The organism is Novosphingobium sp. CECT 9465 (assembly GCF_920987055.1).
GTDB lineage: Bacteria > Pseudomonadota > Alphaproteobacteria > Sphingomonadales > Sphingomonadaceae > Novosphingobium.
The window spans coordinates 1,201,316-1,227,390 of record NZ_CAKLBX010000001.1 but is presented as its reverse complement, the minus strand read 5'-3'; the positions used below and the strand labels follow the sequence as shown (position 1 = coordinate 1,227,390).

General features: G+C 63.0%; 21 protein-coding genes and 1 pseudogene. 3 read left to right on the top strand and 19 right to left on the bottom strand.

Annotated elements, in window-relative coordinates; all coding sequences use genetic code 11:
• Window positions 1-11: 11 nt before the first annotated feature.
• From LUA85_RS05970 to LUA85_RS05910, 13 genes are all read right to left on the bottom strand, one after another.
• Complete coding sequence (locus LUA85_RS05970; protein WP_231467804.1) at window positions 12-1,244, bottom strand: allantoate amidohydrolase; 1,233 nt, start codon at window positions 1,242-1,244, stop codon at window positions 12-14.
• Entirely contained in the window at window positions 1,238-2,833 is a 1,596-nt protein-coding gene (locus tag LUA85_RS05965; protein WP_231467802.1) for a gamma-glutamyltransferase family protein, read from the bottom strand. Before LUA85_RS05965 ends, LUA85_RS05970 begins: the two co-directional genes overlap by 7 nt.
• A gap of 4 nt (window positions 2,834-2,837) precedes the next feature.
• Window positions 2,838-3,767, bottom strand: a complete 930-nt coding sequence (locus LUA85_RS05960) for a 5'-methylthioadenosine/S-adenosylhomocysteine nucleosidase (RefSeq protein ID WP_231467801.1) — start codon at window positions 3,765-3,767, stop codon at window positions 2,838-2,840.
• Between the two features lie 8 nt (window positions 3,768-3,775).
• The gene (locus LUA85_RS05955) at window positions 3,776-5,122 is read right to left on the bottom strand and encodes an NCS2 family permease (protein ID WP_231467799.1); all 1,347 of its coding nucleotides are present in this window, start codon (window positions 5,120-5,122) and stop codon (window positions 3,776-3,778) included.
• Complete coding sequence (locus tag LUA85_RS05950; RefSeq protein ID WP_231467797.1) at window positions 5,119-6,453, bottom strand: AtzE family amidohydrolase; 1,335 nt, start codon at window positions 6,451-6,453, stop codon at window positions 5,119-5,121. The genes LUA85_RS05955 and LUA85_RS05950 overlap by 4 nt, the downstream gene beginning before the upstream one ends.
• A complete protein-coding gene (locus LUA85_RS05945; RefSeq protein WP_231467795.1) occupies window positions 6,450-7,586 on the bottom strand; it encodes an AtzG-like protein in 1,137 nt (378 codons plus the stop codon). Before LUA85_RS05945 ends, LUA85_RS05950 begins: the two co-directional genes overlap by 4 nt.
• A 91-nt stretch (window positions 7,587-7,677) precedes the next feature.
• Window positions 7,678-9,066, bottom strand: a complete 1,389-nt coding sequence (locus LUA85_RS05940) for a uracil-xanthine permease family protein (protein WP_231467793.1) — start codon at window positions 9,064-9,066, stop codon at window positions 7,678-7,680.
• Window positions 9,067-9,080: 14 nt separating this feature from the next.
• A complete protein-coding gene (locus LUA85_RS05935) occupies window positions 9,081-10,442 on the bottom strand; it encodes an 8-oxoguanine deaminase (RefSeq protein WP_231467791.1) in 1,362 nt (453 codons plus the stop codon).
• A 15-nt stretch (window positions 10,443-10,457) separates the two neighbouring features.
• Entirely contained in the window at window positions 10,458-11,573 is a 1,116-nt protein-coding gene (locus LUA85_RS05930) for a purine nucleoside permease (RefSeq protein WP_231467789.1), read from the bottom strand.
• A 73-nt stretch (window positions 11,574-11,646) separates the two neighbouring features.
• On the bottom strand, window positions 11,647-14,058 hold the full coding sequence (locus LUA85_RS05925; protein ID WP_231467787.1) for a TonB-dependent siderophore receptor: 2,412 nt from the start codon (window positions 14,056-14,058) through the stop codon (window positions 11,647-11,649).
• A 260-nt stretch (window positions 14,059-14,318) separates the two neighbouring features.
• Window positions 14,319-15,209: a hypothetical protein gene (locus LUA85_RS05920; RefSeq protein WP_256448268.1), complete on the bottom strand. Its 891-nt coding sequence runs from the start codon at window positions 15,207-15,209 to the stop codon at window positions 14,319-14,321.
• 25 nt (window positions 15,210-15,234) lie between these two features.
• Complete coding sequence (locus tag LUA85_RS05915; RefSeq protein WP_231466349.1) at window positions 15,235-16,164, bottom strand: IS110 family transposase; 930 nt, start codon at window positions 16,162-16,164, stop codon at window positions 15,235-15,237.
• Window positions 16,165-16,327: 163 nt separating this feature from the next.
• Entirely contained in the window at window positions 16,328-16,996 is a 669-nt protein-coding gene (locus LUA85_RS05910; RefSeq protein WP_231467783.1) for a hypothetical protein, read from the bottom strand.
• A gap of 150 nt (window positions 16,997-17,146) precedes the next feature.
• Between LUA85_RS05910 and LUA85_RS05905 the strand changes: the two genes are divergently transcribed.
• The 3 genes from LUA85_RS05905 to LUA85_RS05895 all read left to right on the top strand — a co-directional run bounded on the left by LUA85_RS05905 (window position 17,147) and on the right by LUA85_RS05895 (window position 19,699).
• Window positions 17,147-18,079 carry a LysR family transcriptional regulator gene (locus LUA85_RS05905; protein WP_231467781.1) on the top strand — a complete coding sequence of 311 codons (933 nt, stop codon included), beginning with the start codon at window positions 17,147-17,149 and terminating at the stop codon, window positions 18,077-18,079.
• Between the two features lie 121 nt (window positions 18,080-18,200).
• On the top strand, window positions 18,201-18,731 hold the full coding sequence (locus LUA85_RS05900; protein WP_231467779.1) for a phosphoribosyltransferase: 531 nt from the start codon (window positions 18,201-18,203) through the stop codon (window positions 18,729-18,731).
• Between the two features lie 17 nt (window positions 18,732-18,748).
• The gene (locus LUA85_RS05895) at window positions 18,749-19,699 is read left to right on the top strand and encodes an NAD(P)-dependent oxidoreductase (protein ID WP_231467777.1); all 951 of its coding nucleotides are present in this window, start codon (window positions 18,749-18,751) and stop codon (window positions 19,697-19,699) included.
• Here LUA85_RS05895 and LUA85_RS05890 read toward each other — a convergent pair.
• The 6 genes and pseudogenes from LUA85_RS05890 to LUA85_RS05865 form a co-directional block, all read right to left on the bottom strand.
• On the bottom strand, window positions 19,672-20,355 hold the full coding sequence (locus LUA85_RS05890) for a cytochrome b/b6 domain-containing protein (protein WP_231467775.1): 684 nt from the start codon (window positions 20,353-20,355) through the stop codon (window positions 19,672-19,674). The genes LUA85_RS05895 and LUA85_RS05890 overlap by 28 nt on opposite strands.
• Before the next feature lie 21 nt (window positions 20,356-20,376).
• Entirely contained in the window at window positions 20,377-20,838 is a 462-nt protein-coding gene (locus LUA85_RS05885) for a cytochrome c (protein WP_231467773.1), read from the bottom strand.
• A gap of 29 nt (window positions 20,839-20,867) precedes the next feature.
• Window positions 20,868-22,172, bottom strand: coding sequence for an ankyrin repeat domain-containing protein (locus LUA85_RS05880; protein ID WP_231467771.1), 1,305 nt, complete (start codon window positions 22,170-22,172; stop codon window positions 20,868-20,870).
• A complete protein-coding gene (locus LUA85_RS05875; protein WP_231467769.1) occupies window positions 22,165-23,505 on the bottom strand; it encodes a DUF1552 domain-containing protein in 1,341 nt (446 codons plus the stop codon). Before LUA85_RS05875 ends, LUA85_RS05880 begins: the two co-directional genes overlap by 8 nt.
• Complete coding sequence (locus LUA85_RS05870; RefSeq protein WP_231471782.1) at window positions 23,502-23,876, bottom strand: DUF1585 domain-containing protein; 375 nt, start codon at window positions 23,874-23,876, stop codon at window positions 23,502-23,504. Before LUA85_RS05870 ends, LUA85_RS05875 begins: the two co-directional genes overlap by 4 nt.
• Window positions 23,877-25,812 (bottom strand): annotated as a pseudogene (locus LUA85_RS05865) (DUF1592 domain-containing protein); the annotation flags it as partial.
• Between the last annotated feature and the right edge of the window lie 263 nt (window positions 25,813-26,075).

Sequence of the window (26,075 nt, the reverse complement as noted above, 5' to 3'; positions counted from 1 at the left end):
AAAGGGTTGAATCAAGCGGGGTCAACGGTCGCTCCCAGTCGTTCGATAAAGCCAAGCATGACCCGCAGCGCCACATCGGCATCGGCGGGATGGACATGTTCGGCAGGGTTGTGGCTCACCCCGCCGCGGCAGCGGATGAACAGCATCGCGGTGGGGCACAGCGCAGCCATGACCATCGCATCGTGCCCTGCGCCGGAAACGAGCCGGAAGGGAGTGTGGCCAGCCGCGATCGTGGCATTGTCGAGCAGGTTCATCAGCGCCGGATCGCATGGGCTGGCAGGCAGATCATGGACCATGCGAACCGCCAGCGACAGATCGCGTTCATTGGCGCTCTTGCGGAAATGCCTGAGGATCTCCTCGGCGGCGGCATCGCGCATCGGTGCGGTTGCCGCCCGCACATCCAGCGTGAACGCACACTTGCCCGCAATCACATTGGCAGCACCCGATGGCACCTGAACAACGCCGACCGTCGCCACAAGGTCGGGCGGCCCGGCGGTTGCCACCGCTTCGACCGACATGACCATTTCCGCCATGCCCGCCACGGCATCGCGCCGCAAACCCATCGCGGTCGTCCCCGCGTGCCCCGCTGTTCCGCCAACCTCAATCTCGAAACGCAATTGCGCGGCAATCCCGGTCACTGTGCCGACGGCCAACCCTTCGGCCTCCAGTACCGGTCCCTGTTCGATATGCGCTTCGAGATAGGCAAGCACCGATCCCCGCGCGCGCGCCGCCGCAGAATAGGCCGCAATATCGACAATTTCCGCCAGCTTCACACCATCGGCGTCAGCCACGTCCAATGTTGCCGGATCAAGCGTACCGGCCACGGCACGGCTGGTCAGCATCGCTGCGGGAAAGCGTGAACCTTCCTCGTCCCCGAACGCATAGACCTCCAGCGCAAACGGCATTCGCACACTGGCTGAAGAAAGTGCGGCAACCGCTTCAATCCCCAACATTATGCCAAGTGGCCCGTCATAATGGCCGGCATTGCGTACGCTATCGAGATGGCTGCCGATCATCAGGGCCGGGGCTTCAGGCGCGGTGCCTTCATAACGCCCGACAAGATTCATCGCGGCATCGCGCCGCACGGTCATGCCCGCCTCTGCCATCCATGCGGCGAGTTGATCCTGCGCGGCATCGTAGGCGGGGGAAAGATATATCCGGGTCAACCCCTGCGCACTGTCGCTGAACGGCGGCAAGGCGAGTTCGTCGCAGCGCGAAACAGCGCGGAAACCGCCTCTTACCATGCAGCCACCCCGCCATCGCTGCGGGGATCGGTCGCACCTTCCAGCCGCCCGTCGCCATGGCGCACGATCGCACCTGCATGGCCCATCGTCGCGGTCACGGGTCCGATACGCTCCACATCATGCCCGGCCGCAGCAAGCGCCGCGTAAAGCCCCGGATCAAAGCCATCTTCCAGCTTGAGCGTAGTCGATTGCTCACCCCAGGTCCGCCCCAGCAGCCAGCGCGGCGCGCTGATCGCGGCCTGAAGGTCTGTGCCAAAGCGCGCATAGCGGCTGAACAGCGCGGCTTGTGTCTGCGGCTGTCCTTCCCCCCCCATCGTGCCATAGGCCATGACCCGGCCATCGTCGAAGCGCGCGAGCGCGGGGTTCAGCGTGTGGAAGGGTTTGCGCCCCGGCCTCAGCGCGTTCCACCCGCTTTCTGCCAACCGGAAGCTGCTGCCCCGGTTCTGCCAGGTGATCCCGGTTTTCGGCAGGACAAGGCCTGAACCGAATTCGAAATAGGTGGACTGGATCGCGCTGACCACGCGGCCTTGCTCATCCGCCGCACCGAACCAGCAGGTATCGCCCCACTGCGGCGGCTGCGGCCACGGGAGAGCGTTTGCCGGATCGATCCGTTCCGCCAGTTCATCAAGCGCTGCGGGATCGGAAAGCAAGCCCTGCCAGTCGAAATCGTGGTACAGCGGATCGCCCACGTGAATGTCGCGCAGCAGGAAGGCCTGCTTGGTTGCCTCGATCAGTCCATGGACATGATCGAAGCCATCGCCCGCATTCGCCGTCAGCCGATCGAACAAGGCAAGGATCAGCAACGATGCAAAGCCCTGCGTCGGCGGCGCGCTGTTCCAAAGCTGACAATCGCGCAGCCGCGTGGTGAGCGGCACCGGCCGCGTGGCCATATGGACGGATAGGTCGTCTGCGGAAACCGGACTGCCCAGCAATGCCAGATCAGCGGCGATATCGTCTGCCAGCGGGCCGCTGTAGAAGCTTTCCAGTCCCTCATCGCACAGTCGCCGCAATGTCTGCGCCAGCACCGGCTGGCGCAGAACATCGCCCTCATGAAGCGGTCGGCCCGCAGGCTCGAATATGGTTGCGTAGACACCCGGCTGCATACGCAGTTCCGGCCCCTTGGCCGCCGCGATGGCGGCATGGCCTGCCGTGACGGCAACCCCCGCCTCGGCATGCCCGATCGCATCGCGCAGCAGGCGAGACAGCGGCAACGCCGCCCCCGCGCTTTCCAGCGCTGCCTTCCACCCGGAAATGGTTCCCGCAACCGTGTTGGCAGCAAGCGGCCCCCGGAACGGCACCGCCTCTAACCCGGCGTAAAGATCGATCGTGGCCGCAGCTGCTGCTCCGCCGCAGCCGTGGATGCCGTGCACCGCACCGTCGGGTTCGTGGATCACCCAGAACCCGTCGCCGCCGATTCCGGTCATGTGCGGATAGACCACCGCGAGGCAGGCGGCCACGGCGACGGTCGCCTCCACCGCGTTGCCGCCGTCTTCCAGCACGGCAAGCCCTGCCTGCGCTGCAAGATAGTGCGGCGCGGTGACCATGCCTTGCGATCCGGTGACAGTCGCCAGAGTGCCGGGTTGCGTCATGCGATCAATCCGGCAAAGCGGCGAGATAGGCGCGAACCACGTGCGCGGAATTGACCGAGGCAAGATGCTCGAACGTGTCCTCCATGTTCTTGTGCTTGTCGCCGCCCGCAAGATCGGAAAGGCTGCGGAAAACAATGGCCGGAACCATATTCGCATAGGCGACCTGCATCACCGCCGCACTTTCCATGTCAAGCACACGCGCCTTCCACGCCTTGTGCAGATAGAGACGAAATTCGGCGTTGTCGGCATAGATGCCCGCAGTCACGCCGGTGCCACCGACTTCGATCTTCGGCGTGCGCGGCAGACATAATTCGGATCCGGCGAGCATCTTCTCCGATGGCGGCACACAGCGTTCGAGCGTGATGGAAGGGACGACCTTGCGCGCAAGGTCGAGCAATCCCGGATCGACCGGCAGGCGGTAAATGCGCTTGGGCGGCGTGGCGGCATTGGCCATCACCGTGCCGCGCGGGAAGATGAAGAACCAGTTGGCCGGGCTTTCCGCGCTGCCCTGATCGGGCGGCATCCACCCGGTCCTGGTCTTGCGCGCGAACGAGGCTTCGAGATACTGGCCCCAGTCCTCGGCCACGATCACGTCACCGATCGAAAGCTTCGGGTCCACCCCGCCGGCAATGCCCGAAAAGACGATGCGCTTCACCGTGAACCGGTCCAGCACCAGTTGCGTGTTCATTGCGGCGTTCACCACGCTGACCCCGCTTTGCATCAGGATTACAGGCTTGCCCTCCATCGTGCCGGTCAGGAAGGTCCCGCCGTTTATCGAATGCGCTTTTGCATCCTGCACGGTGCCGACCAGCGCGTTCCATTCAGGGCGAAACGCGGTCATCACAACCGTGCGCGGCGTATCGTCAAGCTTCTGTGCGTGGGCGGATGCGGGCAGCAGCAGCGCGGCGAGCGCAAGGGCAATGTAGCGGATCATGTGTCGATTCATTCTGCGGCCATCCAGGCAAAGCGCACCACGAACAGCGCCGCGAGCGTGAAGAGGAACCAGTCGGCGCGGGTTGCCTTGCCCTTCAGCAGCTTGAGCAGGGCATGGGCAGTGATGCCAAAGGCGAGACCATTGGCGATGGAGAACGTCAGCGGGATCATCGCCACGGTGAGGAAGGCGGGGATCGCTGCCATCGGGTCCTCCCAGTCCACTTCGGTCAGGGGCAACAGCATCAATCCGCCGACCACGACGAGCGCGGGCGCGGTGGCGGCGAGCGGTACGAGCTGCGCATAGGGCGCGACAAACATCGTGGCAAAAAACAACAAGCCGCAGACCACGGCGGTAAGGCCGGTGCGCCCGCCCGCCTGCACGCCGGCTGCGCTTTCGACATAACTGGTAACCGTGCTGGTGCCCGCAACCGCGCCGACCATCGTGGCGACCGCATCGGTCATCAGAATGCGGTTGAGGCCCGGAATCTTTCCCGCCGCATCCATCAATCCCGCGCGCTTGGTCACGGCGACGAGTGTGCCGATATTGTCGAACAGATCGACGAACAAGAACACGAACAGGATTTCCAGCAATCCAAGGGCCTGCTGGCCGCTGAGGCCGAACACGCCCGGAATGTCGAGCTTGAATGCGGTGCCGGTCAGCGCGGCGAGGCTGTAAGGCTCGCTGGGTGCGCTGGTCTGCCCGGTGATCCATGCGGCGATGGTGGTCAGCACAATGCCGATCAGCATCGCGGCGCGCACGTTCCACACACTGAGCGTACCGATCACCACAAGACCGAACAGCGCCAGTGCCGGTCCCGGCTGGGTGACGCTGCCAAGGCCGACGAACGTGGCGGGATTGGCAACGACGATCCCTGCGTCCTTCAGCCCGATAAACCCGATGAACAGCCCGATGCCGCCTGCCACCGCGGCGAAAAGGTGCTGCGGAATGACTGCGACGATCAACTGGCGCACACCAGTCAATGTCAGGATCAGGAACGCCACACCTGAAATGAACACACAGCCCAGGGCGATTGGCCAGGGCACGCCCATCTGCTGCACTACCGTAAAACTGAAATAGGCGTTCAATCCCATGCCCGGCGCCAGCGCCAGCGGGGTGTTGGCAACCAGGCCCATCAGGATCGAGGCGAAAGCGGCGGCAAAACATGTCGCCGCAGCAACCGAGGCCACCGGCATTCCCGCCTGCCCCAGGATCGCCGGGTTGACCAGCACGATATAAGCCATCGTCAGGAAGGTGGTGAAGCCCGCCAGAACCTCGGTTCGCGTGGTCGTGCCGCGCTCGCGCAGCCTGAAGTGGCGTTCAAGCACACCCCCTTCGGCAACAGTTGCCCCCGTCATGTCAGTTCCCCCGCAAATGTCCGTTCCGGCGCAGTAACGCCGGTGAAACCTTCATTTTCCAGCCGCCGGGCCAGCGCCAGCAAGATGCCTTCGCCCCCCGGCTTTCCGATCAGTTGCAGGCCGAGCGGCAATTGGCCCGGTCGGCGCAGCGGCACCGCCAGCGATGGCAGGCCGGTAAAGGTGATCGGCTGGGTATGAATGCCAAGATCCGCCCGCGCCGGGGAAAACGCGCCGTCGATCATGATGCGCGGGTCGGCTATCAGTGGCGCGGTGCAAGGCGTGGCGGGCGCCAGCAGGACATCGAAATCCACGATCAACGCATTCAGGCGGGCAAGGAACTCTGCCCGGAAAGCCCTGGCCTTTGCGTACAATTGCTCCGGCAGCAGCGCCCCTGCGATCAGACGGTCGCGCACTGCCGGATCGTAGACAAGCGCACTGGTGGAAAGGGTCTCGCGGTGCAGGTGTCCGCCTTCGTAGGCGGTGATCAGGAACGCGGCGCTGCGGGCGCGGGCAATATCGGGAAGCTCCAGCAGAGGTGCGTCCGGCGCGATGGCATCGATGGAGGCAAGCTGGGCAGGTTCGGCATTCTCGCAAAACCGGCCGCCAAGGCGGGCGATACGGATTTCGCCTTGCGTTTCAGCCAGAGGTTCATTGCGCAGCACACCCCACACCAGCGCCATGTCTTCAAGGCTGGCAGTAAATGGCCCGATATCGTCAAAGCTTTCCGCAAAGGGGAATGTGCCCGCCAGCGGCAGCGAGGCATGCGCAGGTTTAAGGCCGTAAAGCCCGCACAGGCTGGCGGGAACACGGATCGAACCATTCGTGTCCGATCCCAGGGTAAACGGCAGCAGGCCCGCAGCAACCACGGCGGCCGACCCACCCGACGATCCACCGGCAAGCCGCTGCGGATCGTGCGGGTTGCGCGTGGTCCCGTAGGTCGCGTTGATGGTGGCAAAGCCGTATGCGAATTCATCCATGTTGAGCGTAGCGAAAAGCACCGCCCCTGCGGCTTTCAGGCGGTGAATGGCCTCCGCATCGGCGCTGGCGGGGGCGGCATTGGCGTAAACGGCGGAGCCTGCCGTGGTGGTAACGCCCGCCACATCGAACAAGTCCTTCACGCCATAAGGCACCCCGGCCAGCACACCGGGATCCTTGCCCCGCGCGATCATGGCATCGACGGCGGCGGCTTCGCCAAGCGCGCGCTCGACCAGAACACGCGTGACAGCGACGTGGGCGTCGGCGTGCAACGCCGCAATCGTGCGCTCCGCCAGCGCCGTGGCGGTCACTTGGCCACCTCGGACGGCGGCGGCAATGGCGGCGGCAGTTTTCATGTTTCGCGCTCGCCCTCCAGTGTCCTGGCGTGGCGGGTGAGCAATGCGAGATTGGTGGCGACGCCGGCCCGGCATTCTTCCGGGATCGGCAAGCCGATGGCCGCGGCGCGCGCCAGCACTTCGCCTTCACCCTGCGGCGGCATCGACGTGGCGGCTATAACCTCTCCTTGCGCGCGATAACGGCCTGCCAGCCAGGCGCAGATGAACAATTGCAACTGGTGGAATATCATCAGCGGCAGAATCACCATGCCGACTTGCCCCGGTGCAAACAAAGCGCCCGCCATGGGCACGCCGGAAACGAGACTTTTCTTCGAACCGCAGAACAGCAGGACGATAGCGTCTTCACGCGGGAGGCCCGCTGCTCGCGCCGCCACGCCGTTCACCGCGATGACAATGCCGAGGATCACCGCCGAAGCCGCCAACAGCACCGCCAGATCGAAGGCGCCCACGCGCTGCCAGACCCCATTGGCCACCGCTGCGCTGAAAGCAGAAAAAACCACCAGCAGGATCGACGAACGATCCACCGGCTGCAGCAGCTTCTTGTGACTGTCCACCCACTTGCCGATCAGCGGACGCAGCAGGTGCCCGGCCACGAACGGCAGCAGCAATTGCGTTGCGATTTTCTGCACGGACCCAAGTCCGTCGATCCCGCCTGCGCCGCCCGAATGGATGAACAGCGCCACCAGCAACGGCGTGAGCACTATACCGAGCAAATTGGAAAGTGACGCGCTGCATACCGCCGCTGCCACGTTGCCCCCGGCCATTGCGGTAAAGGCAATGGAACTCTGCACGGTGGACGGCAACAATGCCAGGAACAGCAGCCCGACGGCCAATGACGGATCGATCACCAATCCCGTGATGCGCGCCGCAGCAAGGCCGAGGATGGGAAACAGCGCATAAGTGAACGCCAGCGTCATCAGATGAAGACGCCAGTTGCCCATCCCGGCAACGATCGCCTGGCGCGAAAGCTTGGCACCATGGAGGAAGAACAGCAGCACGATCGCAACATCTGCGGCGATATCGAATGCTGCCAGCGCGGCCCCGCGCGCCGGCAGCAGGCTGGCGAGCGCGACGGTGCCGATCAGCCACAGCAGAAAGGGATCGACGGAGGGAATTCTGAAACGATTGGCCATGGCTGCTCTGGCTATGCCCTCCCCACCCCTACCGATCCAACGCAATGATCGGCACGGTTCGTTGCAAAAAAGAGAGCGCCGTCTTGCATCGTTACTCCGCCGGAGACAAGTTTGGAGGAGTGACGGCAGGCTCCTCATCCGCCGTATGATGCGGCAGCAGCAGGTTCAGGAAAATCGCCACCACGGCAGCAGGCAACACCCCGGACGTGAGCAGGACACGAGCGGTTTCAGGCAAATGCGCCACCGCCTCCGGCTCTAGCTGGAGACCGAGCGCAAGCGAAAGGCTGACCCCGAAGACCAGCATGTTGCGCTGATTCCAGTCCACCGAAGCCAGCATCGACAGCGCTGCCGAGGCGACCATGCCAAACATCACGATCACCCCGCCGCCGAGCACTTCGATGGGGATGGTGGTAATCACCGCGCCGATCTTGGGCACCAGCCCGCAGATCACCAGGAACACCGCGCCGAGCGTCACCACATGGCGGCTCATCATGCCGGTAATCGCGATCAGACCCACGTTCTGGCTGAACGTGGTGTTGGGCATGGCGCCGAATACGGCCGCCAGCGCCGTGCCCACGCCATCGGCGGCGACTGCCCCCTGCAATTCGGCATCGGTGGCAGGACGCCCTGCCGTGCCCTCGCAGATTGCCTCGACATCGCCAATGGATTCGATCGAGGAGACGAAGCCGGTCAGGACGAAACCAAGGATAGCCGATGCGGAAAGGGCAAAGCCGAAGTGAAGCGGGCTGGGCAGCATCGCGATGGGCGCCTGCGCCACGGCGTCGAACGAAATGCGACCCATCACCAGCGCAAGCGCGTAGCCGGCCAGCAGCCCAAGCAGCACCGAAGCGGTAGACCACACGCCGCGCGCAAAGAACTTCAGGCCCAATGTGGCCACCACCACCGTTCCCGCCAGCAGCCAGCTTTGCGCCGCACCGAACGCAGGCGTACCAATGGCGGGCACACCGCCCGCAGAATACTGCACCCCGATACGCATCAGCGAAAGGCCGATCATCAGCACGACCAGCCCGGTGATCAGCGGCGGCAGGGCAAAGCGCACCCGACCGACGAAAATGCTCAGGACGGCATGGACCAGTCCGCCGATCAGCGCGGCCGTGGTCAAGTCCGCCATCGCACTGACGCCCTTGCCCGCGACGATCGGGATCATCACCGGGATATAGGCAAAGCTTGTCCCCTGCACCAGCGGCAGCCGCGCCCCTACCGGCCCCACGCCGACCGTCTGCATCAGCGTGGCGATCCCGGCGAACAGCATCGACATCTGGATCATGTAGATCAGATCCGATGGATCGGGCGATCCGAACCCGAAACCTGCCGCGCCCGCCACGATGATAGGCGGGGTGAGGTTCGAGACGAACATCGCCAACACGTGCTGGATGCCGAGCGGAACGGCGAGGCCATATCCGGGGAAGAAATCGGGGTCGCGCGCCTGTTCGCGAGTGATCGAGCCGAGCGAGGTCATGACCGTCCCACCTCCTATGCCAGTGTCATCAGGCGGCTGACGGACTTCTGCGCCGCGCGAACCACCGCGCGGCGCGTGGTACGCACCAGTTCGCCATCGCGCACCACGGCGCGGCCTTCGACAAACAGATCGCGCACGCCCGAAGGCGGCGCGAGCACAAGGCCCGCGACCATGTCCCACACGCCCGCGGAAGCGACGGTGCCCATATCCCACACCGCGCAATCGGCGCGCTTGCCCGGCGTCAGGCTGCCAAGATCGCTGCGGCCCAGCACTTCGGCCCCGCCACGCGTCGCCAGCCGCAATGCCTCACGCGTAGCGAAAGCTGTCGCGCCATGAGTCACGCGCTGAAGCAGCAGGGCCTGGCGCGCCTCGCCCAGCAAATTGCCCGAATCGTTGGAGGCCGAACCATCGACTCCCAGCCCCACGTTTACCCCCGCATCGACCATGCGGCGCACCGGTGCGACGCCCGAACCGAGGCGGCAGTTGGAGCCGGGACAATGTGCAACGCCGGTGCGGGTGCGGGCAAACAGATCGATCTCGCCGTGATCGAGCTGAACGCAGTGGGCATGCCACACGTCCGGTCCGGTCCAGCCGAGATCTTCGGCGTATTGGCCGGGTCGGCAGCCAAAGCGTTCAAGACTGAACGCAACATCATCGGCATCCTCGGCCAGATGGGTGTGGAGCATCGCCCCCTTTTCGCGCGCCAGCAGAGCCGCATCGCGCATCAATTCCCGGCTTACCGAGAACGGCGAACATGGCGCAACGCCGACACGCACCATTGCCCCGTCTGCGCCATCGTGAAACCTGTCGATCACACGGATGCAATCGGCAAGGATCGCGTCCTCGCGCTCGACCAGGCTGTCGGGCGGCAATCCGCCCGCGCTCTCGCCCAGGCTCATCCCGCCGCGCGTGGCGTGAAAGCGCAGGCCGATGTCCGCCGCCGCATGGATCGTATCGTCAAGCGTGATGCCGTTCGGAAAGAGATAGAGGTGATCCGAACTCATCGTGCAGCCTGACAGCGCCAGTTCGGCAAGACCAAGCTGCGTTGCTGCGAACACATCGTCGGGCGTGTAATTTGCCCAGATCGGATAAAGGCGCTTTAGCCAGCCGAACAGCGAAGCCTCGGTCGCTCCCGGCATTGCGCGGGTGAGAGTCTGGTAAAGATGGTGATGCGTGTTGACGAGGCCGGGCGTTACCACGCAGCCCTGCGCCTCGACGATCTGGTCCGCGTGCCCCGCCAGCGGCGCAAGCTCGCTCGTCGTCCCCACCGCCAGCACCACGCCATCGCGCATCGCCACCGCACCGCCGGGGATTTCGGTCCCCGCATCGTCCATCGTGGCGACGACAGCGGCGTTGCGGATCAGCGTCAGCGCCATATCAACCTTGCACCATCACTTCGGCGGCGCCTCGGCATAACGATCCCAGTTGCCTGTGATCTCGTCCGCCACTTTGCCACCGACAAGGTAAAGTGCTTCGAGCGCAGCGGTCATCCCGGCATAGCCCTGGTTCTCGCCCAGAAGATAGGCGGCAGGGTCCTCGCCCGGCGGGGGCATGGTGAAATTGCTGGCAGAGCGCAGCACCATCACCCGATCGCGGTCGGCCCGGCCCACTTTCGTCAGATACTCTATGGACTGGAACGTGCCGGTCTCCTCCATCGCGGAAGTCACGAATTCGCCCTTCCCTTGCGTCCAGAAGTCGGTCCAGTCATTGGCCCACTGGGTCATCTTCGCGCCGTGCCAGAATGTCATCGCGGCCATGTTATCGCCCTTCAACACGAAGGGCGGCTTCTGCGCATTGGGATAGCCTGTGAACTTCTTGCGCTCTGCCGCGATCACCTTGTCGTCGGGCAGCGGTATGTCCCTGGTCAGCGCGAAGGCCCATTCCTGCAAGGCGGGATTCAACTCGAACATCTCGCCATTGATCGGCGGCAGTGGTGTAGGGTCCGACGGCCCCTTGCTGTGGAGCGCGAAATAGCCGCTTTTCCAGCCGTCAGGAATTTCGCGCGCATCGATCTCGTGCGCGATGTCGCCATCGATCAGAAAGCGCGCCCATGCTGCCGAACCCACCGAGGCGTCCTCAGGATCGATCCCGGCAATACCCGCAACCAGCCAGTAGGCGCGCGAAAGGTCGAGTCGATCGTCCAGCCCCAGCGCCAGTGTGGCGGTGGCAGACCTGATCGAACCCATGCCGGTGACGATGGCCAGCACACCGGTCTGGGGATCGTAGGCCAGATCGTGCCACCCTTGCGGGAAGGGCAACGTGACCGAAAGGTTGCGCCGCTCCTTCCACAACTGGAACTCGCCCGGCTTGTCGCCGGTGTCCGCACCGATCTCGAACATGGTGACGACAACCACGCGCACCGGCAGTTTGGCCGCACAGGGCCGCGCTGGCGCGCACGATTTAACAGCGGCGATTGTCGCGGCATCGGCGGCAGGGGCCGCATGGACCTGAGATGCTCCAGCCAGGAGGGCCGCAGCGGAAAGCGCAAGGCGCGCGAAAAATCGCATGGTTTGGAAACCTTGAAAAGTCGGTCAGAGCGAGGGACGGCGGGAGAGTACCGCCCCTCGTTCCGAAAGGTCGTCAGAACTTGTAGACGACCGAAGCCTGCCAACTGCGCGGACGTTCCGGCAACGCGATGCTGCTGCCGAACAGTTCGGTGAAGTTGGCGCGGAAGTACTTGGCGTTGGTGGCGTTCTTGACCACTGCACGCAACAGGAACGGTCCAGTGGTGTATGAAATGCTACCGTCGACGAGCGTATAGGCGGGGAGCTGAACAGCCTGCGATTGGCCTGAAAACACCGAAGGTACGCGAGTGATGCTACCAGCCAAGGCAATCCCGTTTTCAAACGAATAGGTTGCCGTAGCTGAATAGAGGTCTTCAGGAATGCCTGCACGGCGTGATGCATCCGCATTCGGAATTGGCACAAGCCCGATTGGCTGGCCACCGAGATGCAATGCCGGGTCCAGACCGGGCAAGTCATCAATTCCAAAGAAGCTGAACAGCACACCATCGCCAATTGCCGTCAAATTCTCGACTTTGGTTTTGGTATAGTTCGCCGAAATCAGCAGGTTAGAGTTAACAGACCAGCGCAATTCGGCTTCGATACCCTTGGTTTGAACGGCCTGGTTGGTCACAATCGCCTGAGCGTTGCGATCTACGCGGGTCTGCTTGTAAACCGAGACCGCCGCATAAAGCCGGCTATCGAGAAACGAACCCTTGATGCCGCCTTCGTAAAGTTTGGATGCGCTGATGAACGCACCCGAAAGCGCGTCACTTACGGTGATTTCAGCCCCTTGCCCTGCAATTACCGTGGCCTGCCGTGATACCGTAACATAAGGTACCAGTCCGAACGGCAGCTTGTAGTTGGCGCTGGCTGACCACGACCAGCCGCCCTTCGATGTATTGGCGGAGCCTGCGGCGGCTGGATCTTCCAGCAAGGCGGCAACGTCTGCCGTTTCAACCTTGATGTGATCGTAGCGCGCGCCGAGTGTCACATCCAGACCAAAGTTGAAGTCCAGATTGGCAAGGCCCGCGAAACCCAGGTCCGTGTAATTGCCGCGATTGTACGATGTATAATTGCAATTGCATTCCGTCGACAGTAAACGATCTGAAAGAGCATTGTATCCCTGCGTCAGATCAACCCTGTGGAAGTATTCATAATTGAAATCATCACCATGTTCGAAACTGGTGTAGCGAATTGATGGAGATATCTGGAATGAGAACTTTCCGGCCGTGCTGTTGAATGTCTTTGCAATGACAACACGGTTCTCTATCACCCAGGAATCATGAATCTGCGAAAAGCCGTACTGGTTTTCGTTAAGGTTGGTATAGCCATCGTAGAAAAACTGGTTTTTGATCTCCAGATCGTTGCCAGCATCAAAGATAAGATCGACATAGGCTGTCTTGGCCAGGTTGTTGAGCTTATCATCTTCGGCCGTCAGTGTATTGCGCCGGTCCAGTTTGGCTGTGCCAACATTCGTCAGCCCCGAATCGGGATATAACGTGGCGAGACAGTCGTTGGTCAAACCTCCGAAGGGATTCGCGAACGGCGGGGTCGAGCAAAAAGCGCTGCCAAACGGATTAAGGCCAAACCCGCCATTGGCGGCCGCTGCTTCCTCATGCGATATTTGCCCATCGCCACTGGTATCCAGCGGCTTTGCAGACCCCGTGATGTAATTGCTGTTGTCGACCAGATCCTGCGTCAGGCGGTTCCAGCCACCATTCTGCTGGCCCTTGAAATCATGGTACATGCCGCCGAACTCAAGCCGCAGGTTCGGCGCGATGTCAGTGTCGAACGCTGCCTGCAGGATCGTCTGCTTCGTGCTCATGTTGCGGTAATAGCTGCCCGAATTCTCGACTTCGGCGTAAAGGCTATAACCGAATTCCTGCGTCCCGATCTTGCCGGGGCCGCGCAGGTCAGCCGAAAGTACGCTCTTGCTCCAGCTCCCGGTTGTGTAGGAAAGCTGGCCTTCGGGACTGTCCATATAGGCCCCGCCCGCAACGCGCGCCGATTTTGGCACGAAGTTCATGTATCCGCCGGTCTTTGATGGACCGTAGATCGGCGAGGCCGGGCCGCGCACGATATCGATGCGGTCCGATGCACCGATCGGCGTCGGGTAGTTGCCGGGATTGTCGAGACGGCGGACGCCGCGGAAATAGACTTCGCCGGGTGTGCCGCGAATGTCGAGCGCGCCGCCCACGCCGAAGAACGAATTGGTAAACGTCCCTGGCGACTGCGCGACGAGATCGTAGATTTCGGTCACGCCAAAGCGCTCCATCTGCTCCTTCGAGATGGAAGAAGCCGAGCGCGGTGTTTCGACCAGATTCTTGTCGAAGCCGAAGATCGAGCCGACGTCCTTGAGCGGAAGCGCATTGAGCGAGCCGGTGACGACGATTTCGTCCTTCGGCGGTTCTTCCGCATCGGCTGCTTCCTGCGCAAACGCCGGACCCGTCAGGGCCGTGCAGGCCAGAAGGGCAGCGACCCCCCGCATGAAATTGCGGGCATGCGAGCGATGCCGGGTTTCCCCCGTGATTTTCAGTGGTTCTTGCATTGACGTAACCCCCCTTGGACGCTTGTTCGCTCCACCTTCTCGCGAAGGCCGGATGCGCTTGGTTGAACCGCGCCTCTCCCTGGTTTTACCGTGCCGTCGTACCTTCGATCACGCCGCTGCTCCGGCGGCGATACGCAAGTCGCGCACCTTGACTGTTATTGCATGTGGTCCTGCTCCATTGCCGGACAGAAGCCTTGTCATCATGGCGTCCCCGCCCGTGCCAAGCGCGCTTGCTCGAACGCGGCAAAGCGCAGCTCCAGCTCCACCTGCAGCCGGGCTTTGCCGTTTTCCGACAGGAACTTGACGCAACCCGGCGCCTCAAGATCGGCGCACATGGCTATCGGCACTGGCAGCCCCGGATCGCTCCACAGCGAAGCGCCCGGCAGAAAGGAATAGTGCAACCCTGCCCGCGCGATTTTCTTGAGATCGGCATAGCCAAGGCCCTGTTCGCGCGCGGCGCGGACATATTCATTGGTCATGTCCGATCGCAATACGCCTTGATCGTCCGTCGAAAGCACCACCGGAACACCATGCGCGCGGTAGAGGTTCAGCGGATGATCCTCGCCCTTCACGCCAAGGATCACGTCGTTGCTGGACAAGTTGATTTCCACGGCCACGCCATCACGCGCCATGCGGGCCAGCGTGTCCTCGGCCTTGTCCTCAAAGGCGATGCCGGTGCCGTGGCCGATGCGCCTTGCCCCTACCGCCACCGCCTGGGCAATGTGGTCGCGCAAATCCTGCGGCGGGACCAGACCCAGCGTAACCTCGCCCGCGTGGAGCGAAAGTTTCACGTTCGGGTACTTTGCGGCGAGGAAGCGGATCATCGCCATGTGCAGTTTGTAATCGCGCCGCGCGGGGTAGGCGTCCTCTGGCATGACGATATTTACGCCGACAAAGCGCGGATCGGCATCGGCGATCATGAAGCCAAGGATCAGCGAGCGATAGACCGGTCCCGGCGGCAATGCGCGCAACGCCTGGAACAGGTAATGCACCGCCACCTTGCAGCCTGCCTCTGCACCGGGCGTACCGCAGGCCATGGCCTTTTCCGCCGCCGCCTCGTCTGCATCAAGTTCGGCGCGCGCCTTGGGCAGGAGCGACTATCTGACAGGTCAAGTGTCACTGACCAATTTCAGCTCTTGTTTCGCGTGCTTTTGCGTTGAGTCGGACGAGCAGTTTTCGGGCGAGGGCGATGCGGACGACCATTTTGGGTTTACCTTGGTCGAGCAGGCGTTGGCGGAACTCTGCCATGGCCGGATCGAATTTTCGCACGATGTCGGCGACGAGGAAGAGGATCGAGCGGACAGAGCTTCTTCCACCACGGATAGATCGGGCACCGGATCGTTTGCCGCTGTCGTTCGCGATGGGCGCAAGGCCTGCAAGTTTGGCGATGGCCTTGTTCGACAGGGTTCCGATTTCGGGCAGTTCGGCCAGCAGGGTGGCAACGGTGCGATCTGCCACGCCCTTGACCGAGCGCAGTGTGCGATCAAGCGCGGTCCAGACGGGATCGTGTTCGATCAGGCCTGCGATTTCACGGGCCAGCGCTTTGGCTTGGGTATTGAAGAAGGCGATGGCCTCTTTCAGGCTGGCAAGGGCAAGCGGATCGCGGGTGGAATGCAGGCGCTGCTTTTGCACCGTGATATCGCCTGTCACTTGCCGCAACCGGGCAGAAAGCGCGCTAAGCCTTTGTTGTTCGTCGCAAGGTGGCGGCGTTGGCCGTAGCCGCCGTGCCGCAGCAAAGCAGGCGATGACCTCTGCATCGATACGGTCGGTCTTCTCCAGCCGCCCCATCGCCTCGGCAAAATGCCGTACCGCTCTGGGATTGGTCAGGGCACAGGGCATGCCTGCGCGCCACAGCGCCAGGAATGCGTCCTGTTCGAGCCCGCCACTGGATTCCATCACCACCAGCCCTGCGCCATGGCGACCGGCCCAGTCCACCAACGCAGCAATCCCCGCCTCATCATTGGCGAACCGGCGATAGCCGCCGGCCTCGATCCAGCCATCAAGCCAGGCCTTGCTAACATCCACTCCACAAATCGTTTCGATCACGGTAACCTGCCTTGTCCGTACGGTTGAGACACCTGCCGACTATTCGGTCGTGCGTGACAAGCGGTGCTGGTCCCAGGCTCCCTTACGGTTACTGCCTGAGGGGTGACGGGCGACAGCACCGCAGCGCCGGGGTGGGTGGCCACCCACCCCGGCGATCAGCCGATTACATCGCAATCAACCAACAACGTCCAGATACAAGGGGTGCCAGCACCTTGACTTCGGCAGCATAGCGCAGCGCCAGATCGGGTTCGGCCAGCGGGCCTGAGGGCGCTGCGGGAAGCGAGGCAACCAGCGTCGCCGTGTTGTGATCAAGTTCCAGATAGGAAAGATTGTCGCCCGCCGCGATCCGTCGTGCGGCAACGAGCATTTTCGCGGTCTCGTTCGCAATCGGGCCGAAACGGCTGAACGAAGCGAAGAACTGGTTGTGCCCGGTCGTGTCGTTGCGACCCACCCCGCGCTGCCAACCGCGCGTGGACATGGTGTTGACCAGACGGTCATATCCAAACTCGTCCGCAACAGCGAAGCGATCGATCGCGCGGTCGGACGGGCATGGCGGCGGGACTACGCCGGAGCCGCTGGCGTCAACGCAAAAGCCCTTTGCCCCCGCCCATTCCAGAAAGTCCTCGGCATAGATCGCGCCGCCAAGATGATTGTGCAGATCGCCACCCTTTGGCATTTCGCGCAGGAAAATGCGCAGCGCAGGCGGACTTGCCCTGGCCTTGTCGAACAGGGCCGCCACGGCAGTTTCACGCGCAGGATCAAATGGCAAGGCTTCTGCCAGCGCCGCAGTCGGGGCCAGCATCGCGACAGCACCCACAAGGATGGAGCGCATGCGCGCACGCCAGCTACTTGCCGAACCACCCCCCGTCATGCGTGTGCCCTCCATCGCGAAAAATGCGACGACAATTGAGTAGGGACTTGACGTGTCCCCTACAAACGCAATGAATCCCACGCAGCGTTGCAAAAATTAGGTAGGGTCAAATTGCCTGCATTCTCCCGCTTTCTGCGATATTTCCTCGCCGTCGGTCGCCTTGGCTCGATCCGCAAGGCGGCAGACGAGCTTAACGTCTCCGCCTCCGCGATCGATCGGCAGATCCTCAATGTCGAGGCCGAGATCGGCATGCCGCTGTTCGAACGGCTGCCCACCGGGCTGCGCCTGACCTCCGCAGGCGAGATCATGATGGCCGCAGGCGGGCGCTGGCAGAAGAGCCTCAGCGAGGTGCGTGCGCAGATCGAAGACTTGCGCGGGTTGAAGCGCGGCCATGTGGAAATCGCGGTGATAGACGCCCTGACCAAGGGCGCGATTCCTGCCGCGATCCAATCGATCCAGAGCCGCTATCCCGGCATCACTATCGACGTAAAGGTGACCGGAAACGATCAGGTCCGCCGGATGATCGCCAGCAACGAAGTCGATTTCGGCATTTTCTTCGATCCCGAATCCTATCGTGACATTACCGTACGCGCTTTCGTGGACGTGCATCTCGGCTTCATCACGCCAGCGGGCCACCCCTTCGGTCAGCAGAGCGAGGCGCGTTTTTCGGCCTGCATCGGCTCTCCCGTCGTCGTGCCCTCGCCCGCGCTGGCGGTACACCAGCAGATCGCCGTTCTCGAAGGCACCACGCGCGCAACGCTCGACAAGAAGGCGACGAGCAACAATCTCCAGATGATCACCTCGCTGGTGTTGCAGGGTGTGGGCATCGGCATTCTCACCTCGCTTGACGTGATGACCGAAGTCAGGGCGGGCCTGCTTTCGTTCACCCGCATTTCCGATCCGGTGCTGCGCCCGATGACACTGGCGCTTTGCACTGCCGCCGCGCGCCCGCCATCCTATGCCGCCGATATCGTGTTGGGAGAGATGCAGACGGCGTTCGGCCAGCTGGCCTATCCATCGGACCCGACCGCCGTCGTGCAATAGGCCTTCGCGAAACTGACTGCGGCCCGCAGTGGCGCAAAAAGACGTGGGAAGCACGATTGCCCACCGCCGCGCGAGGCGATACCCCGCGAATCTCTCAGACTTGCCAACGGATTTTTCGGACATGACCGATTCCGCCCCTCCGGTGCTCAATTACATCGCCTACGAGGATTTCCTCGCCAAAGTGCGTGGCCTTTCGCGCACACTATCGGCAGATAGCTGGAAGCCCGATTTCATCATCGGCATCGGTCGCGGCGGACTTGTGCCAGCGGTCTATATCAGCCACGAATTGCAAGTGCCGATGCTCTCGATCGATCATTCGTCGAAAGTGCCGGGCTTTGCCGATGAACTGCTCGGCAAGGTAGCAGGCAAATCGGCCGACGGTACGCGCCTGCTCTTCGTCGATGACATCAACGACAGCGGCGGCACCATCGTCTACATCCGCAAACTGCTCGCCGACAATGGCTGCAACCCGCAAAACCTGCGTTTTGCGGTGCTGATGGACAATTGCCGTTCGCAGGCGCGTGTCGATTACACCGCCGAGGAGATCGACCGTGCACAGGACAAGCGCTGGTTCGTGTTCCCCTGGGAAGCGGTGATGACTGCCGATACGCTGGCCGAAGAAGCACAGGCCGTCCCCGAACGGCTCGCCTGAAACAGGACGAGACATCCATGCGCGTTCTGCTGACCGGATCGACCGGCTGGCTTGGCCGAACCCTCGCCACGCGGCTGCGCGAGGCCGGCCACAGTGTCATCGGTCTCGACATAGCGCCTGGCCCGGATACGCAGATCGTCGGCTCGGTGGCAGACCGGAATGTGGTGCAACAGGCCTTTGCGTCAGGCATCGACGCGGTGATCCACGCTGCCGCGCTGCATAAGCCAGACATCGTGCGTTACCCCGAACAGGCCTTCACCGACGTCAATGTCACCGGCACACTCAACCTGCTACAGGCAGCCAAAGCCGCCGGACATGACCGTTTCGTGTTCACGTCCACGACCTCGTTGATGATCAGCCAGTCCGTGCGCGATGAGGCAGGCGATGCCGCCGTGTGGCTGGATGAACAGACCGGCCCGCTTGCCCCGCGCAATATCTATGGCGTGACCAAACTTGCCGCGGAAGGTCTCTGCCGCATCTATGCCCATGAACACGGGTTGCCCTGCGTGGTTCTGCGCACAGGCCGTTTCTTCCCGGAAGATGACGATACGCACACAGCGCCCTTGGGCGAAAATCTCAAGGCCAATGAACTGCTGAACCGCCGCCTGACGGTGGAAGACGCCGCCGACGCCCATGTCGCCGCCCTGAACCGCGCGCCAGAACTCGGCTTCGATCTGTTCGTGCTATCGGCAGCCACGCCGTTCCACCGCAGCGAGGTGCGCGAACTGAAGGCGGACGCCGCTGCGGTGATTGTGCGCTATTTTCCCGATGCAGCAGACCTTTACGCCGCGAAGGGGTGGAGCCTGCCAAGCAGTATCGGCCGCGTTTACGATGCGTCACACGCTGAACGCCGCCTCGGTTTTCGTTGCGCGACCGGTTTTGCGCAAGTGCTTGACGCCCTGCGCGAAAGCCGTCCCCTGCCGTTCACGCACGATCCGGGCTACACCTCGCCCGCGCTGGCAAAATGAAAACCCTTCGATACCGCCCATACCAGCGCAAGGACAACTGCAAGACCGATCAGAGCACGCAGGGGTGACCAGCGAACGTCGTCAACCGCATCGCCAAAATCCCGCGTACGCTTGCCGGTGATCATCGGGCTGACAAGATCGCGCCTGACGAAGAACTGGTAATAGGCGATCGCGCATAGATGCAGGCCGACCAGCGCCAGCGCCGTCTTGAACGCTACCTCATGGATTTCGGCAGCAGTGCGTCCGGCATCGAAGCTGATGAAGCCTGCCAGCGGCCCGGACTCCAGTCCGTCGACATCGACCGAGAACAGCCCCGCGATGACCAGCGTCAGCAGCACCGCCAGAAGCGCCGTCACGCTCCACCCGCCCAGCGGGTTGTGCCCGTCGCTCGCATGGGCGCCCGCCGTCTGGCGCGTATAGGCAATTACCGCGGCCGGTCCCTTGATGAACTGCGCAAACCGCGCGGTGCGTGATCCGGCAAAACCCCAGAACAGGCGAAACAGCAGGAGCGCAAGGATCAGCAGGCCCGACTGGCGGTGCCACTCCATCTCGTGGTTTTCACCGCTCCACCATGAAAACGCGAAAAGCCCGGCGAGCGACCAGTGGAACAGCCGCACCGGCACATCCCAGACCCGGACTTTTTGCCTCACCGCCATACTCCCTCCCACCTTGGCCGATCAGTCATCGGCCCGGAACTGCTTGTGACAGCCGCTGCAAGTTCCGCCAACAACCTTGAACTGCGCGCCAATTCCGGCCGCATTGCCACTGCCAGCCACAGCCACCAGTTTGTCGGCCTCGGCAATCAGCTTCTTCGCATGGCCATCGAATGTGGCGCGCTGGCTCCAGATCGCGGGCAAAGCGTCGGTCTTGCCGGCAGATGGCCCGGTGCCATTGGGAAACAGCGGCATCTGCGCGCGTGCCATGGCGGCAAGAATCCTGGCCGCGCCGGTTATCCTGGCCTTGTCGGCACCACCCGCCAGTTCATCCTTGATCACTTTCATCGCCCCGCCCATTTTCTTGAAATTGGCCTGCCGCGCGGCAATCGTATCGGTGGCGGAAGCAGCAACTGCCAGCGTGCCGCCAGTTGCTGCGATCATGGCAAGGGCGGTGGCGATGATCCTGATAGGGTGCTTGGTCATGGCAATATTCTGTCCTGTAGCTGTCGCGATCAAAACGGCCTCAGCGCCAAAGCGGAAGGCGATTTTTGGGGAAATACCTTGAAATAGGCCTCGCGCACAGTGGCAAGGCCATTGTCGACCATGGTCGCGGCTGTGCGTCCATATTTGTCGGCAATGTCCGTCCGGGCACCACGGCTTGCCAGAAGGCTCAGCATCGGTTCCAGGCCGGGATGGTATGCGCTGCCCAGCACCCGGTGCAGCGCGGTCATGCCATTGGCATCGGCAAAATCGACATCCGGCGCCAGTTCCAGCGCAAGAGCGAGTGCATCGGGACTTTGGCTGGATGCTGCGGCCAAAGCAACGTTGGTGCCGTTTGCCAGGACGAAGCCTTTCTCCGCCCCTGCCTCGACCAGCAGCTTCATCGTGGCGGCCTGCCCAGCCTGCGCAGCGGCGATCAGCGGCGGCGTTGGCGGCACGGGCGGTGGCGGTACGCCAAAGTTCGCCTCGGTCACCCACGTAACCCTTGATGCACCGGTCAGGCCATTGGCGTCTGCACCCATGGCCAGCAGCGCGGAAACCAGCGCGCCCTGCCCTGCCGCAGCGGCAACATGCATGGGCCGGTTGCCGTTGCGGTCGATTTCGGCAAGATCCCAGCCACCTTTTGTCAGCAGCAGCCCGGCCGCGCGCCAGTTCTTCTGATACAGCGCCATTTGCAGCGCGCTGGTGTTCTCAGGCCCGCGATGGCGAATATCCGCCCCCGCGCCAATCAGCATCGCCACCGCATCGGCATTCCCGCCCGCAATGGCAAAGAACAGCGGGGTAAAACCGCCCGGCGTCACGCGATTGACCTTGGCTCCCGCCTTGACCAGCATGGCCACGGCATCAACCTTTCCGGCAGAAGCAGCCCACATCAGTGGCGTCTGCCCGCGCGGATCGACGCTGTCGGCCCTGGCACCTTTTGCCAGCAGCGCCGCCAAGGTTTCTGGCGGCGCAAACCTTGCACACAGTGCCAGTGGCCAGGCCCCTTCCGCTCCGGTCTTGCGCGGATCGGCACCGGCATCAAGCAACGCGGTGACGATCGCCGGATTTCCGCGTTCGCAAGCCAGCGCCAGCGGTGTCAGGCCATTGGCATCGGCACCATCGGGCTTTGCACCATGCTTCAGCAACAGCGCGACCAGCGCCGGGTCCTGCACTTCCACAGCCCGCGCCAGAGGCGTTTCGCCATATTCGAGCGCACCATTGGCACCCGCTCCGCCTTCAAGCGCGATCCGCAACGCAACCGCATCGTCGGCAGCAATCGCCTCTGCCACCGGAGACGCCCCGGCAAGCAGCAACCCGGCGACCACCTCAAGCATCGGTCAAACCCTTAAGTGGCCCGCTGCTGTCGCCAAAGCGTGTTGCCGGAACGCCGAGCAGGTTCAGCCCCGACAGCATCAAGTCAGACATCGATGTGCCCTTGGCCACTTGCAGATGCCGTCCGCCCTTCACCAGCCCGCCCGCAAGGATCACCGGCAGGTCCATGAAATCGTGATCGTTGGAATCGCCGAACGCCGAGCCGCGCATCACCAGCATCGTGTCGAGAAGCGTTCCTTCGCCATCGCGCGTGTCCTTCAGCCTTTGCAGCATATAGGCGAAGAACTGCATGTGATAGCGGTTGATGACCGCCAGCTTGGCTATCTTGTCCGGGCTGTTGCCGTGGTGGCTGAGCATATGGTGCGAATCCGGCACACCGATTTCGGGATAAGTACGGTTGGAAATCTCGCGCCCGATCATGAACGTGCCAACCCGCGTCATATCCGCCTGAAGCGCCATGACCTGCAAATCGATCATCAGTTTCACGTGCTCGGCAAAATCGTCGGGGATACCCGCCGGAGCCTGCATCGTCGCGACCTGTGCCGCTGCGGGAGAGGTTTGCGCGCGCTGGATACGCTTTTCTATGGCGCGTGTGGCGTCAAGGTATTCGTCCAGCTTGTGGCGGTCTTCCATCCCCAGCGCGCCGGACAGCCGCGCCGCATCCTCTCGCACGAAATCGAGGATCGAGCTTTGCCGCCGCAGTTGCGCCAAGCGGGTCTTTTCGTCCAGCGCCTCGCCATCGCCGAAAAGGCGCTCGAACACGTCGCGCGGGTTGGCGGTCACCGGCAGCGGAACGGTTGGCGTCAGCCATGATATGCCGTTGGTATAGGCGCATGAATAATTGATGTCGCAGCTGCCCAGCAGGCTCGCCTGATCAATCCCCAGTTCGAACGAGGGGATCTGCGTGGCATCTGCCAGATGCGCGGCAAAGACCTGATCCATCGAAATGCCGCAGCGGATGTCAGGGCCTTCCGTCTGTTTCGCGTGCGTACCGGTCAGGAACGCAGGGCACGAACGCCCATGCCCCGCCGGACGGTCTCCGAAGGCGGCGGCCTGCGGATGGCCAAGGCCGCTGACGACAAGGATGTCCTTTCTGTGCGGCTCCAGCGGGACGAGCGTCGGCGGCAGGGCGAAGCCGGTCCCCGTCGCTGCCGGCCGGTATTCCGCCATGGTCATGCCATTGGGTGTATAGAACACTTGCAGCCGCTTGGGCCGCTGCGCCACATCCGCCGCCCTGGCATTCGGCATCATCGCTTCGAGAAACGGCAGCGCCATGGTGGTTCCAAGACCGCGCAGCACGGTCCGGCGCGAAATCGACGGGCGGCGCACGATCATCGCCGCGCCTCCGCCGAAGCCACCTTGAGCGCCGGAACGCGTCGCATGGTGAAGGCCGGACTGGTCACGATGCCCCTGACGATCGTCTGCACACGATAATCCTCCTGCGCCGCCTTGCGCGAAATGGCACGAACGGCCGGCATGTCCTGCGGACCAAGCCCGCGCGCGAGGGCATAAGTCATAAGCCGTTCGGTGAAGGCCTGCGCAAACTCGTCGCGCCGATCCAGCAGCACCTGCTGCAAACCGGTAAATCCGGTGATGGCGCGTCCGTCCGGCAGGGTCGCCGTATTATCAATCGCTTGCCCGGCATCGACCGTGCGCCACGCCCCCACCGCGTCAAAGTTTTCCAGCGCAAAACCCAGCGGGTCCATCTTGGTGTGGCAGGCGGCACAGCTGGGGTTGGCGCGGTGCAATTCCAGTTGCTGGCGCGGTCAGCTTGCGCCCGTCATGTTCCGCCTTCAACGCAGGCACGTCGGGCGGTGGCGGCGGTGGCGGCGAGGCGAGCATATTGTCGAGAATCCACTTGCCCCGCTTCACCACCGACGTATGATTGCCATAGGACGTCACCGTCAGGATGCTCGCCTGCCCCAGCAGCCCGCCACGCATGGTTGCGGGATCAAGGCTCACCTTGCGAAAAGCCGTGCCGTTCACGCCGGGAATGCCATAGTGCCGCGCCAGACGTTGGTTGATGAACGTGTAATCAGCGCGGATGAATTCGGTCACCGGGCGGTTCGCACCCATGACATAGGCGAAGAACATCTTCGTCTCGGTCGCCATCGCCTGGCGCAGCCGTGTATCGAAATCGGGAAATTCGGTGATGTCGGGGCGCTGCTGGTCAAGGTTGCGCAGATAGAGCCATTGGCCCGCGAAGTTTTCGGTCAGGGCCTGTGCTCTGGGATCTGCCAGCATCCGCGCGATTTCGGCATCCAGCATGCCCGGCGCGCGAAGGCGCCCTTGTTCTGCCAGCGCAAGCAGCCGTTCGTCAGGGATAGAACTCCACAGGAACAGCGCCAGCCGCGTGGCAAGATCGATATCGGACACGCCATAAGCCGCGCCAGAAATGCCCGCGGGCGGCGGACTTTCCACCACGAACAGGAATTGCGGCGAAACAAGGATGGCTTCGACCGCCGCCTCTATACCTTGCTCGAAAGTGCCACGGGCGCGCTCTGTCCCATAAAGACGCATCAGCGGTGCAATGTCTTCTGCGTTTACCGGCCTTCGCCATGCCCGTCGCGCCAGAGAGGTCACGATGGTCTGCGCGCAATGCGCTTCCTCCGCTGCATTTCGTGGCCGACACCGGAACACCGCACGCTGGCCCGGCGTCTCGGTCATGCCCTTCGCGTCATACGGCCCCGCCACGTCCAGTTGCAGCACATCGCGCGGGAAATTGCGCTGCGAATAGCGCGGATGCATGCGGAACGAAGGCACTTGCAATGTACCCGCCCGCTTGCCGTCCACCCACACGTCCACCGGCAGCGGTTTCGGCGCGTCAAGAGGCAGCGGTACGTAGTCCGTGCTGTTGCGCAACCATTGCACGGTTTCGTCCGGCCATGTCTGGCGGCGGAAGGACAGGCTGATCCGGTGAGTCCCCGCCGTCAGCGGCAGGCGCAGCGAATAGCGATCCTCCACCAGCCGGTCGGTTTCGTTGTTCGTATTGGAATTGAGCCAGGCGACGACATCGTACAGGCCATCATGGCGCGCGAAATACCGAACCGCCGTGCCTCCGCGCGACGCCAGCGGCAGATCACCGCCTGCTCTTTCATTGAACGCCGGGACGCCCGAATTCATTACAGAGCCGTCCTTGGGCACCTGCCACGTCGTCACGAAAGGACGCGCGGGCACCAGTCCCGTGGCCTGCCGTGCCACCTTGCCCGCAACCGCGACATAGCGTTCCATCAGTGTTGGCGAAACGCTCAGCACGTCGGCAATATTGTCGAATCCGAAACCGGAATTGTCCGGCGGCAGATCGCGCGCCACATCGGCTTCGACACCCAGCAGGTCCCTGACCGCATTGGCATATTCGAAGCGATTGAGGCGACGCACCGCCATCCGGCCGGGATCGGGATTGGCGGCAACATACTGCGCCCGCCCGCCATCCAGCCAGGCAACGAATGCCGCGCGCTGCGCCATGTCAGGCTGCGGCTTGGAATGCGGTGGCATCTCGCCCGATGCAACGCGCCGCAGGATCTTCTCCCACGCCTCGGCATTGCGCCCGCTTGCAATATCGGCTGCACCAAGATTCTCGACCGAAAGCCCGGCGACATTGTCGAAATCATTGTGGCAGCGTGAACAATACTTTTCGAGCATTGGCTCGACCATTGCAGCGTGGCTTTGCGCCAGCGCGGTCTCGGCAGGGGCGGTAGCATCAGCGGACGCAAGCAGGCACGTTCCTGAAACCAGTACGCTCAGCGCCAGCGCCAATCGCCCGGCGGGAACGCGCAAAGCCAGCTTCATTCGGTGAATGCCCCTATATCGCAACGCGACCATGGCCGGTTCCCCAGCCATGCGGGACCTATCGGGCGCGATTGCCAGCGTCCATTGCCATTAACCGGACGATCCATATCCATAAT